10 protein-coding genes are annotated in these 12,782 nt (G+C 47.9%); 9 read left to right on the top strand and 1 reads right to left on the bottom strand.

The window, feature by feature from the left end; genetic code table 11:
- Positions 1 to 45 precede the first annotated feature (45 nt).
- Positions 46 to 1,146 carry a GGDEF domain-containing protein gene (locus ASC49_RS15540; RefSeq protein WP_055464167.1) on the top strand — a complete coding sequence of 367 codons (1,101 nt, stop codon included), beginning with the start codon at positions 46 to 48 and terminating at the stop codon, positions 1,144 to 1,146.
- A gap of 93 nt (positions 1,147 to 1,239) precedes the next feature.
- Here ASC49_RS15540 and ASC49_RS15545 read toward each other — a convergent pair whose 3' ends face one another.
- On the bottom strand, positions 1,240 to 2,478 hold the full coding sequence (locus tag ASC49_RS15545) for a sugar MFS transporter (RefSeq protein ID WP_055464168.1): 1,239 nt from the start codon (positions 2,476 to 2,478) through the stop codon (positions 1,240 to 1,242).
- Between the two features lie 307 nt (positions 2,479 to 2,785).
- Between ASC49_RS15545 and recJ the strand changes: the two genes are divergently transcribed.
- The 8 genes from recJ to ASC49_RS15585 all read left to right on the top strand — a co-directional run bounded on the left by recJ (position 2,786) and on the right by ASC49_RS15585 (position 12,782).
- Entirely contained in the window at positions 2,786 to 4,516 is a 1,731-nt protein-coding gene (gene recJ, locus ASC49_RS15550) for a single-stranded-DNA-specific exonuclease RecJ (protein ID WP_055464169.1), read from the top strand.
- Positions 4,517 to 4,625: 109 nt separating this feature from the next.
- On the top strand, positions 4,626 to 5,468 hold the full coding sequence (gene folD, locus ASC49_RS15555; RefSeq protein WP_055464170.1) for a bifunctional methylenetetrahydrofolate dehydrogenase/methenyltetrahydrofolate cyclohydrolase FolD: 843 nt from the start codon (positions 4,626 to 4,628) through the stop codon (positions 5,466 to 5,468).
- A gap of 94 nt (positions 5,469 to 5,562) precedes the next feature.
- Positions 5,563 to 6,153, top strand: coding sequence for a UPF0149 family protein (locus ASC49_RS15560; protein ID WP_055464171.1), 591 nt, complete (start codon positions 5,563 to 5,565; stop codon positions 6,151 to 6,153).
- A gap of 30 nt (positions 6,154 to 6,183) precedes the next feature.
- Positions 6,184 to 7,509 (top strand): aminopeptidase P N-terminal domain-containing protein, encoded by a 1,326-nt coding sequence (locus ASC49_RS15565; protein ID WP_055464172.1) that lies wholly within the window; start codon positions 6,184 to 6,186, stop codon positions 7,507 to 7,509.
- Between the two features lie 19 nt (positions 7,510 to 7,528).
- Positions 7,529 to 8,725, top strand: a complete 1,197-nt coding sequence (locus tag ASC49_RS15570) for a UbiH/UbiF/VisC/COQ6 family ubiquinone biosynthesis hydroxylase (protein ID WP_055464173.1) — start codon at positions 7,529 to 7,531, stop codon at positions 8,723 to 8,725.
- A gap of 254 nt (positions 8,726 to 8,979) precedes the next feature.
- Complete coding sequence (locus ASC49_RS15575; protein WP_055464214.1) at positions 8,980 to 9,993, top strand: Fe(3+) ABC transporter substrate-binding protein; 1,014 nt, start codon at positions 8,980 to 8,982, stop codon at positions 9,991 to 9,993.
- Positions 9,994 to 10,020: 27 nt separating this feature from the next.
- Positions 10,021 to 11,682: an ABC transporter permease gene (locus ASC49_RS15580; RefSeq protein WP_055464174.1), complete on the top strand. Its 1,662-nt coding sequence runs from the start codon at positions 10,021 to 10,023 to the stop codon at positions 11,680 to 11,682.
- A 17-nt stretch (positions 11,683 to 11,699) separates the two neighbouring features.
- Positions 11,700 to 12,782, top strand: coding sequence for an ABC transporter ATP-binding protein (locus tag ASC49_RS15585; protein WP_055464175.1), 1,083 nt, complete (start codon positions 11,700 to 11,702; stop codon positions 12,780 to 12,782).

The raw sequence follows: 12,782 nt of genomic DNA on the forward strand, positions 1-12,782 counted from the left end.
AAGCTATTGTCTAGTGGATCAAGTGGAAGGTAGGTTTTATTGAGCATGCCAAAGAGCAAAGCAATATTATGGCATCGAAAGTGGAAGCTGTGGTTTTCAACGACGTTGAATGCTGGTGAGATCAACCACTCGTTCACCAATAGCTCTCGTCGCGCTTTTATTATTAATCTGTTCTGTTTAGTTGGTGTTCTTTTTACTGTTCCATTAGGTATTTTATCGCTAGCAAAGGGTAATTTTTTAGTGGGCACAAGCCTGCTTACCATCGCTGCAATTTATACTTTAAATCATCTTTACCTCCGTCTAACTAAGAACTATTTATTTTCCGCAAACGTCATCTTATACCCCCTTTACACCTTAATGCTGTACTTAGTCTACAGTGGTGGTGTTAATGGAACGGGTCATGTTTGGATTTATTGTGTGCCACCGGTCTCGCTGTTTTTACATGGTTTGAAGCGAGGATTATTGGAAGTCTTCCTATTCATTCTGGCGCTGATTTTTATTTTATTTTTCTTAGACACGCCGTTTGACCGCTTGGGCTACCATCCTGATCTTAAGTCGCGCATCATTTACTCATTTGTCCTCATCGCATTTTTATCGACGATTTACGAATATATTTCCTCACGCTTCAACCAGTCTCTGCAAGAGCTTTCGGTGCAACTAGAACGCGCGGCAACCACTGATCCTTTAACCGGGTTATTGAATCGTCGTGGCTTAGAGCAGCAGCTCGAGCAACGTGACTGGGCTGCGCCTGCACTCTTGCTCATGGATGTGGATCACTTTAAACATATTAATGACGAGTATGGTCATGAATACGGTGACGCCTACTTGCAGCTGGTGGCCGCTACCTTGGAAGAACAGCTTACAAAGTATCCTAATCTGATTTCACGCTGGGGCGGTGAAGAGTTTCTGGTGGTACTAGAACAGACTGCTAGCAAGATGGATGTTGCCGAGTCGATACGCAAGGAGATCGCGCGAGTTCATCTAATAACGCAGCAAGGAGAGCCTATTAAAGCGACGATCAGTATCGGTGTGACTGAGCTAAAAGTAGGGGAAAGTGTGATCAGAGCACTGAATCGAGCGGATAAAGCCTTATATGAAGCTAAGAATTCAGGACGTAACAAAGTGGTTATGACAAAGAGTAAATGACGTATTTGAACGTCAAGACAGAAAACAGCTGCAAATAAAAAAGCCCTTTTAGTTCTTCTAAAAGGGCTTTTTCGTAATGTTAAAGCAGGGCAATTAATTGCGTACTTTAGAACCAATCAGACCGTAGTAGGCGATGTATAGGTAACATACGACTGGCAGTGCAAAAGAAATTTGCAGGCCAATGTTATCTGCTAAACCACCTTGCACCACGGGTACGATTGCACCACCAACAATGGCAAGACACAATAAGCCTGAACCGCGGCTCGTGTTGATCCCTAGGCCTTTTAGCGCCAAGCTAAAAATCGTTGGGAACATGATCGAGTTACACAAACCGACTAGCAAGATTGAGTACATTGCTAGCGCGCCATCGCTTGAAATAGACAGTGCGATCAAAGCCGCGGCGGCAACACTGTTGAAAGCCAGCAATTTGCCTGCGGCAACTTTTTGCATAAGGATGGCACCAGCAAAGCGACCGACCATGGCGCCTCCCCAGTAGTATGCGATGTAATGAGCGGCTTCAGACTCAGGTAGACCAGCGATGTTTTCTAGGCCGAAGTAGTTAACTAGGAAGCTGCCGATCGACACTTCGGCACCCACGTACATAAAAATAGCAACCGCACCTAATACAAGGTGGCGAAATTCCAATAAGCTACTTTGCGCACTGCCCACTTGGGTTTCTTCCTCAAGGTTAGGAGTTGGCAAGGAAATGCGGGTAAAGATAAGTGCGAGTACAACCAACACAATGGCAAGGCCAAAGTAAGGGGCGATCACGCTTTCCGCTTCTTGTGTTTTGGTGGCAAACTCTGCTGTGGCCGAGAAGATCAGGATGCTGCCGATGATAGGAGCAACCGTTGTACCTAATGAGTTAAAGGCTTGGGTCATGGTCAGGCGGCTCGAGGCAGTGTCTTCTGGGCCCATAATAGTCACCAGAGGGTTTGCGGCTACCTGCAAGATAGTGATGCCCGATGCCAATACAAACAGTGCCGTTAGGAAAACCCAGTAAGTTTGTACTTTGGCTGCGCCAATAAACAATAAACAACCAGCGGCGGCAATCATCAGTCCTATCCCTAGACCTCGTTGAAAGCCGACTTTTTTTACCAAGTTTCCCGCAGGAACCGATACCAAAAAGTATGCGCCAAAGAAACACAACTGGATCAGCATGGCTTGTGTGTAATTTAGCGAGAACACAGATTTAAGATGTGGGATCAAAATATCGTTCAGCGAGGTAATGAACCCCCACATAAAAAATAATGATGTCAGGGCAACTAACGCAAAGCGTTGTCCTGATGCACCTTGGCCCACTGGCGTGGCAGTCGTGGCTTGATTGCTCATAAAACCAACCTTTTTAATAGTTATGAATGGGATAGTTAGTGGGCGTGGATAATAACTGAGCCTGTTTCTGATGCGTCGTAAAAACGCACTAGAAACCTAGTAAATTCACTAAGCCTGCAAGGTTCTAGCGCCTATGTAACGCTTTCTTGCGTAGCCTAAATCATTGTAAGAAGGTGAGGGTGAAGATGTGATTACGGTACTTTAGAAAGGGGCTGTTGGCGCACCAATCCTCGTGTCACTTGTACTAGCGATAAATATGTTAAAGTGTCGCTTCCATTCGTTTGTTCAAGATAGGCCAACCGTTTTTATGCGCATTGTTACTCGCACTCAGCCGCAAGAGGTGGCGAATGATTTTCCTGCTACCTTCCCAGCCACTTTGGCACGCATTTATCGCGCCCGCGGTGTGGCGGGGCCCCAAGAGTTAGAGTACAAACTCACCAGTCTTGAGCATCCTAAGCAGTTTTTTGACATCCAAAATGCCGCCAAGATTTTGGCCGATGCCATCGAGCAAGAGCAGCGCATTGTCATTGTCGGGGACTTTGATGCAGATGGGGCGACCTCGACCACTTTAGGGATTTTAGCGCTGACCGCCATGGGCGCGATCGAGCCACAATACATAGTCCCCAATCGTTTTGAATACGGTTATGGTCTGACACCCGAAATCGTCAAGTTGGTTCAGGAATTAGAGGCTGATGTGTTGGTCACCGTGGATAACGGTATTGCCAGCATCGACGGCGTGGCAGCCGCCAAAGCAGCGGGTATGAAAGTTATCGTGACCGACCACCATCTACCGGGGGATACGCTGCCTTCGGCAGACGCCATTGTCAATCCAAGCCATCCGTTATGTCAATTTCCTAGTAAGGCTCTCGCGGGTGTTGGGGTGATCTTCTATGTGATGTCGGCGCTGCGTGCACTGCTGACTGAGCGTCAATGGTTTGAAAAAGCCCATATACGTCGCCCCAACATGTCCGACTACTTAGATATCGTTGCACTGGGCACCGTGGCGGATGTGGTGCCTTTAGATGCCAATAATCGAATCTTGGTGCAGCAAGGTTTAGCGCGCATACAAGCGGGCAAAGCGCGCCCAGGGATTCTGGCTCTATTGGAAATTGGTGGCCGTGATCCAAGTCGAGTCAAAGCCACCGATTTGGGTTTTGTGGTAGGGCCACGTTTGAACGCAGCAGGGCGTTTAGACGATATGTCGATTGGTATCGAATGCCTGCTGAGTGAACAAGTTATGTTGGCACGCTCCTATGCCGAGCAGTTGGATCTGTTAAACCGAGAGCGTAAGTCGATTGAATCGGATATGAAACAGCAGGCTGAAAGCTCTCTTGCAGAACTAGAATCGGGAACAGATTTGCCGTACGGCATGTGTTTCTATCGCGAAGACTGGCATCAAGGTGTGATTGGTATTTTAGCATCACGAATGAAAGAAAAATGTCACCGTCCAGTGATTGCCTTTGCTAAAGCCGATGATGACACCCTAAAGGGCTCAGCACGTTCAATCCCAGGTGTACATATTCGCGATGCCTTAGATTTGTTGGCGAAACGACATCCTCATCTTTTAACCAAGTTTGGTGGTCATGCGATGGCGGCGGGTATGTCGATAAAAATCGAACATTATGAGACGTTCGCCAAAGCCTTTGACGAGATCATTGAAGAATGGGTGACGCCTGAGCAACTTGAGGCGACTATTTATACTGACGGTGAGTTGGCTGCAGAAGATTTCAGTCTGGAGTTTGCGGAACAACTGCGTGTGGCGGGGCCTTGGGGGCAAGCTTTTCCTGAACCCTGTTTTGATGGTGAGTTTGAGCTACTACAGCAACGAATTGTAGGTGAAAAGCACCTCAAACTCACCCTAAGAGATCCCCAGACAGGATTGCTAGTGGATGCTATTCACTTCTTCTGTGATTTGTCTGTTTGGCCAAATACTGCGCAAAATGCCAAGTTGGTTTACAAGTTAGACATTAACGAATTTCGCGGGCAGCGCAATTTGCAGCTGTTAGTAGACTATATCGAGCCCATTGCAAGGAATTGAAAGAATAAATAGCGCCTATTTGCATACATGGGGGCGGCATTCTTCCGATAATAGGATATAATCGCCGTCCCTCACTTAACCACCGAATATTTTTTGCAGGAGTTCATTCATGGCTGCACTGGTTCTTGACGGCAAACAATGCGCGATAGAGACCGAAGAGCGTTTAGCAAAACAAGTTGCTGAACTAAAAGAACGTACCGGCGGTACCCCGATTCTGGCTACAATTCTAGTAGGCGCGGACCCTGCTTCTGCTACTTACGTAAAAATGAAAGGCAATGCTTGCCGCCGTGTCGGAATGGACTCTCTTGCGATTGAGCTACCAGAAACTACCACGACTGACGAATTGCTTGCGAAGATCGAAGAACTGAATGCAAATCCTGATGTTCACGGTATTTTGTTACAGCACCCGGTACCAGCACAGATTAACGAGCGTGCTTGTTTTGATGCGATCGCTGCCCACAAAGACGTTGATGGCGTTACTTGCCTCGGTTTTGGTCGCATGGCCATGAAAGAGCCTGCTTACGGCGCTGCCACCCCTGCGGGTGTGATGCGTTTGCTGAACGCTTACAACATTCCGATCGAAGGTAAACATGCCGTGGTCGTAGGTCGTAGTCCAATTCTTGGTAAGCCAATGGCAATGATGCTGTTAAATGCCAATGCAACGGTTACCATCTGTCACTCACGTACTCAAGGTCTGTCTGACATTCTTAAACAAGCCGACATCATTGTTGGTGCAGTAGGTAAGCCTGAGCTGATTAAAGCTGACTGGATCAAAGACGGTGCGGTAGTGGTTGATGCTGGTTATCATCCAGGTGGTATTGGTGACATCGAATTGGCACCTTTGTACGAGCGTGCGAGCGCGGTGACACCTGTGCCAGGTGGTGTTGGTCCAATGACAATCAACACTCTGATTTTACAAACCCTTGAAGCGGGTTTGAAACACTTAAGTTAAACTTGAAGTCACCCTAGGTGATCCTCATATAAGTGCTATCGAGCCGTGCCTTTGGTACGGCTTTGTTTTTTGTTGAAGATAAAGGTTGCTTTGCATGTCCACTGAAATGTTACTCGACGCGTTGGATTTTGATCTGATCGCAGACGTTTTTGTCACTGAATCCATTTCTGCGTCACCAGCTGAACTGCACGGCCAATTGTGTGGTTACTTGGCCTCTGGCGTAGGCTTGCCGCTTGAAGATTGGTTAACTATGGTGGCTGAGTTCTGTGATATTGAGGGCTGGAAACAAGACGCTAGCCGTGACGCGATAGTTGAGTTGTATCAATCGACCATTGCTCTGTACCAAAATGGTGAATACGCCCTAGTGCCCTGTATTAGTGATGACGATGCGCCCTTAAGTGAGCGCGGTACAACCTTATCTCAGTGGGCGCATGGCTTCTTGGCGGGATACGGTTTGTCGGGTCATAAACCAAATCTGTCGGACGATGCCAAACAAGTGTTGCAGGACTTCGCTAACATCTCGGCGATGCAAGCAGACATGGCGGACCTAGAAGACAACAACGACAATGATAATGACCTAACTGAATTGGTTGAATACGTACGTTTGTCAGCCATGATGCTGTATTCCGAGCACCATTCGCCATCTGATAACAGTCAGTCAGGCCAAGCACCACTGTTCCATTAATCCCCGAGAGTGATGTAAAAGGAGTAGGCAATGAACTTATCAAAAGAAATTTATCGCGAGCGCCGTCAGCGCTTGATGAATAACCTCGGTTTGAAGAACGGCATTGCCGTGCTGCGTTCTGGTGAGTTAGCCACCCGCAATAACGACTGTGAGTATGAATTTCGACCACATTCTAGCTTCTTTTACTTAACGGGTTTTAAAGAGCCGAGTGCAGTGGTGTTTATCCTGCCGTCCGGTGAAAGCCATATGGCCGTGTTACCCAAAGACCCTGAGCGCGAGCAGTGGGACGGCTTTCGCTACGGAATCACCGGAGCCATGCAAGACTTTGGCATGGATCAAGCGGTTGAGCTAGATGAATTAGATGACCTAGCACTGGAGCTTTTAGACGGAACGGATCAGGTGGCGTTGCTAATGGACGATGAGCTGCTACGTGATCAAGTACTAAATTGGCGTGATCAGCTGGCGGCGAAAGCGCGCCAAGGCGCTGTTGCGCCAGCCGGTCTAGTGGATGTAAGCGATACCCTGCATGAAATGCGTCTGATCAAAGATATGGGTGAGATTGAAATCATGGAGCGCGCCGCGCACATCAGTGTGCAGGCTCATATAGCCGCGATGCAAGCGGTAAAGCCTGGCATGATGGAGTTTGAGCTGGAAGCCGAGCTTAATTACATCTTTATGAAAAATGGTGCTCGTGTGCCGGCGTATAACAATATTGTGGCCTCTGGTAGTAATGCCTGTGTGCTGCACTATATTAAAAACGATGAAAAAATCGAAGACGGTGATCTAATTTTGATCGATGCGGGTGGGGAATTGGGCTGCTACGCATCGGATATTACCCGTACCTTCCCTGCCAACGGTAAATTTAGCGAACCACAGGCGCAGTTGTACCAACTAGTGCTAGACGCTTACCACGAAGCCTTGACGCATATGCAGGTCGGTAAACCTTATGAGGATTTCCACAACGCCGCCGTTAAAGTACTGACGACAGGGTTGGTTGAGCTTGGCTTACTTAAAGGTTCTGTGGAAGAGCTGATTGAGAGCAAGGCCTACCGAGAGTTTTATATGCACAATACTGGGCATTGGCTTGGTTTGGATGTGCACGATTGTGGTCGTTATAAAATCAATGGTGACTCACGTCCGTTTGAGGCGGGTATGGTGGTGACCTTAGAGCCTGGTCTTTATGTAAACCCAGATAACGAAAACGTGGACGCTAAATGGCGCGGCATCGGCATTCGTATTGAGGATGATATTCTCATCCGCGAAGACGGTCCTTACGTACTGACACAAGGGTTGGCAAAAGAAATCCATGAAATTGAAGCCTTAATGGCATCGAAAGCCCTAATGGCGTCTCATTAAGTTGAAGTAGAGGTTTGGCATGGCCAGAGAATACGACGTAATCATTGTTGGTGCCGGTATGGTGGGCGCATTAACCGCTGTATTAACGGCTCAAAAGGGGCTCACAGTGGCCTTGATTGATAAGCACTCTGGTCGCTATACCTTATCCACACCTCCCGCCTACGATGCGCGTGTCAGTGCCATTTCAAAGTTATCCCAGCAATTGCTTGAAGAAGCGGGGGCATGGCAACGTATCGCTCAAGATCGTCTGGCGCCATATCATAAAATGGCCGTTTGGGACGGACTTGGGGATGGTTATGTGGATTTCGATGCAAATTATCAACAGGCAGGCGATTTAGGTCAGCTTGTGGAAAACGCGGTGCTGTGCGATGCCTTGATGAAAAGTGTCCACGATACTCGAGGCATTGACCTGTATTTTGACGACAGTGTGGCGGCTCAGCGTCATAATGAAGCAGGAGTGGAAGTTGACTTGGCTTCGGATCGTCAACTGCATGGCGCGGTTTTGATAGCAGCCGATGGCGCCAATTCACAGCTACGCCAGCAAAATGGTTTTGACACAGTTGAGTGGGATTATGGTCATCACGCCATAGTGACTACCGTTGAAATCGACCAACCTCATGAAAATACTGCGTGGCAAGCTTTTGGCGAAGAAGGCATTTTGGCATTTTTGCCATTGCCAAGTGTCGATGACAAGCATTATGTATCGATTGTTTGGTCGGTTGCTCCAGAGGATGCTGAGCAATTGGTAGCACTGGACGAAGAAGCCTTCTGCAAACGCTTAACCTATGCTATCAATCGTCGTTTTAACGCTTTGTCGATTACGGTGCCACGCATTGCTATCCCGCTTCGTCAGCGTCATGCCAAGCAATATGTACAAGAAGGTTTGGTGTTGATCGGTGATGCAGCTCATACAATTCATCCATTAGCAGGGCAGGGCGCTAACCTTGGTTTTGCCGATGTCAGTGCGCTAGTGCCGATTTTGATCAAGGCACACCAACGCGGTGAGGCGATTGGTTCTTTAAAAATTCTTCGTCGCTATCAGCGTGCCCGCATGCTCGACAATATTGCCATGTCAGCGTCCATGGAAGCTTTTAAGCGCCTATTTACTACCCAGCAACCGATCGTAGTGCAGTTGCGCAATATGGGTATGAAACTGTGCCAATCTTCGCCCATGATTAAGCGCCAGCTGGTGGCGCATGCGGCAGGCGTTCGTTAATCATCTTTCGTTATGAAAAAGAGAACTTCGGTTCTCTTTTTTTGTCTATTCAGCCCCCTAATTTAGATTTATAGCAAGTCTGCGACCATCAAAGCGGAAAAGCTATGTAAACAAAAACAGTTTTCATTTATAGTGATATGTAAATCATTTACGCTACACAGTTCATGTGTCGGGCATTGGAAGAATAGGTTATTACGATGAAAGGTTCTGTAAAAGTATCGGGCGCTAGCCCACTTTCTAAAACGCTAAAAGCTATGTCTCTGTCAGTGGTTGCAGGTGCCTTGTTTACGAGTTCTCTCGCGACAGCTGCAGGGGAAGTAAACGTTTATTCTGCTCGTAAAGAAGCCTTAATTGAGCCAGCTTTGACTGCATTTTCAAAAGCACATGATGTCACCGTAAACCTTGTCACGGGCGATGCGGATGCTTTGCTTCGTCGCTTACAGGTAGAAGGTTCTGCTAGCCCTGCGGATGTATTTATTACCGTCGATGCCGGCCGTTTATACCGTGCCAAAGATGCGGGCGTATTGCAGTCGTTTGAAACGGATATCTTGAACGATGTGGTGCCAGACAACCTGCATGATCGTGATGGTTATTGGTATGGCTTGTCGCAGCGTGCCCGTGTGATTTTCTATAATCCAGAGAAAGTGGATGCAAGTGAGCTTTCGACCTATGAAGATCTTGCTGATCCAAAATGGAAAGGCCGCATTTGCACGCGTTCGTCTTCCAACATTTATAACCAATCTCTAGTGGCTTCAATGATTGAAGCCGATGGCGCGGAAGCGACCCAAGCATGGCTGAACGGCTTTGTTAGTAACCTTGCGCGTCCGCCATTTGGTGGTGATACCGATTTATTGAAAGCTGTAGCGGCAGGTGTGTGTGATGTGACGCTAGCAAACACTTACTACTTTGGCCGCCTTGGTCAGAGTGACAAGGCCAGCGATCGCGAAGTGTACGAAAAGGTGTCACTGTTCTGGCCGAACCAAGGGGAAGGTGATCGTGGTGCGCACGTGAACGTAAGTGGTATTGGTTTGACCGCGTCAGCCACCAATATCGACAATGCTAAGCTATTGGTTGAGTTCCTGACGAATCACAAAAGTCAGGTATGGTATGCGGATGTGAACAATGAGTACCCTGTGGTAGAGGGTATTGCTCCGCCTAAGAGCCTACAGCCATTTGGTGATTTCAAAGCGGATTCTATGTCGCTAAGCGTACTGGGCGATAACAACCGTCAAGCGGTTGAAATGATGGACGCTGCAGGTTGGAAGTAAGCTCGCTGAATTAGAGTAAGTGTTTTAATGTCGACATTGACCCAAACTCATCCCATTTCGAAACATCGAAGTGGGATTTCTTGGTTAAAGCTAAGCGCGATTCTAGTCGCCTTAATGCTGGCCATTCCTGTATTGATTGTTGTATTCAACATCTTCCTTGGTGGTAGCGGTGTATGGCAACACCTGTATGAGACGTTGCTGTTTGACTATGTCTCAAACTCTTTTCTGTTGATGCTTGGGGTCACCCTTGGCACTTTAGCGATGGGGGTGCCGGCTGCTTGGCTAACCAGTGTTTGTGAATTCCGTGGTCGTGGTCTTTTCTCTTGGGCGCTATTGTTGCCTTTGGCGATGCCCGCTTACATTATTGCTTATACCTATACTGGCTTGTTTGATTTCGCTGGGCCAGTGCAGACGTTCATTCGCGATGTCACAGGACTGGGTTATGGCCAATACTGGTTCTTTGAGATGCGCTCATTAGGTGGCGCTTTTGCCATGCTGTCGTTGGTACTGTATCCCTATGTCTACTTGATGAGTCGCGCCGCTTTTCTCGAACAATCGGCGAATACCTTGGAAGTGTGCCGTACTTTGGGTTACTCCGCACCGCAAGCCTTTTTCCGTTTAGCTCTGCCGATGGCGCGTCCAGCGATTGTTGCCGGTGTAACCTTGGCGATGATGGAAACCTTGGCTGACTATGGCACGGTTCAATATTTTGGCGTAACGACCTTTACCACTGGGATTATGCGTACCTTCTATGGTTTCGGTGATTTGGCTGCAGCCTCGCAGCTAGCCGGTATTTTGCTACTGTTTGTGGCAGTGCTGATTTTTGCAGAACGCTACTCGCGTCGTGAAATTAGCTACCACGGCTCAGGCCTGCGTAAAGCTAGTCAGCGAAAGATCGAACTGCGTGGTCTCTATGGCGCCGCCGCCTTCGTGGCCTGTGCCATTCCTGTGCTCGCAGGTTTTGTTATCCCTGCTGCGGTGCTTTTATACTGGGCTGTATTTGAAGCGGAAGCGGTGGGCTGGGACTTTATACAGTTGTCTTGGAACTCGTTCTATTTGGCGGCCTTAGCAGCGTTGATTACCGTTTCGTTGGCCTTGGTACTGGCTTACGCAGGGCGTTTGCATAAAGATAAAAGTGTACAAACCGCGATCATCACCTCCGGTATGGGCTATGCCTTGCCTGGTACCATTATTGCCATTGGTGTGATTGTGCCATTAGCTTGGTTGGATCACCGCATTATCGAGTTTGTGCAACACACTTTTGATAGCAAAATTGGTTTATTTTTCTCGGGTACTATTATTGCCTTGTTGTTTGCCTACACAGTGCGTTTTATGGCGGTTTCGTTAGGTTCTGTGCAAAGTGGTCTAGGTAAGATCAAGCCAAGTATGGATATGGCGGGGCGGTCACTAGGCTGTTCCCCAGCACAGGTATTGCGACGCATCCATGTGCCTTTGCTGAAGAGCTCGGTGCTCACTGCGCTGTTAATCGTGTTTGTGGATGTGTTGAAAGAGTTGCCCGCGACGCTGATATTGCGTCCGTTTAATTTTAATACGCTGGCGGTGCGAGCTTTTGAGCTGGCTTCCGATGAGCGTTTGGTTGATGCGGCCCCTGCTTCACTGATGATTGTTGCAGTAGGTCTGATCCCAGTAATTTTATTAAGTCGATCGATTTCATCGAGTGCACACTAGGCTTAATGGGGAATAACATGACGGCAATGCCACCAAATAAGATGTTAAAAGAACTAAAACTTAGCAACATTGCTGTGGGCTACCAAGGTATACCTGTGGTGCAAGAAGCAAACTTCCGTATCGTTGAAGGTCAAATTGGTTGTTTGCTGGGACCAAGTGGCTGCGGTAAGTCGACATTATTGCGTGCAATTGCGGGCTTTGAGCCGCTTATGGCAGGTGAAATTACCCTAGACAATGAGCTGTTATCGTCTGCAACGAAAACAGTGAGTCCGGAAAAACGCAGTATTGGCATGGTGTTTCAGGACATTGCCTTATTTCCGCATTTGACCATTGGCGCTAATATCGCTTTTGGCTTGAAAGGCTGGTCGAAGAAAGATGCGAGTGCGCGCATTGATTATTTGCTGCAATTGGTAGGCTTAAGCGGCTACAAAGATCGTTATCCGCATTCCTTGTCTGGTGGACAGCAGCAACGTATTGCGCTGGCTCGTGCCATTGCTCCAAAGCCTAAACTTCTATTAATGGATGAGCCTTTTTCTGGTTTAGATGCAAAATTACGCGAAGAGCTGGTGCCGGATATCCGTGCTATTTTGCAGCATGAAAAAGTCAGTGCCATCTTGGTGACCCATGATCAAGCTGAAGCGTTTGCGATGGCCGATCAAGTCGCGATCATGGAGTCTGGGCGTATTCTACAAGTCGGTACACCTTATGAGATTTATCATGAACCTGTATCGCGCTTTGCGGCAATGTTTATTGGCCAAGGGGATTTCTTGCCCGCGGTTGTGTGCGGTGAAAACTGCGTGCATTCAGACTTAGGTGAGATTCGTGGTCGGTTAAACCATGGCTTTGCGTCAGGGGCGGAAGTCGATTTATTGGTGCGTCCTGATGATATACTGCATGACGATGACAGTGCTTTCAAAGGCTTAATCGTCAGCAAGTGGTTCCGTGGTTCCTACTTCTTATATCGGGTGAAGCTGCCCTCTGGCAAGGTTACTTACTGCTTTGCTTCATCTCACCACAATCACTCGATTGGCCAAGAAATCGGTTTAAGTGTGAACCTCGATCACTTAGTCATGTTTCCAAGAGAGCCATTAAATTCATAA

This window comes from Marinomonas fungiae, assembly GCF_001418205.1.
Lineage (GTDB): Bacteria > Pseudomonadota > Gammaproteobacteria > Pseudomonadales > Marinomonadaceae > Marinomonas > Marinomonas fungiae.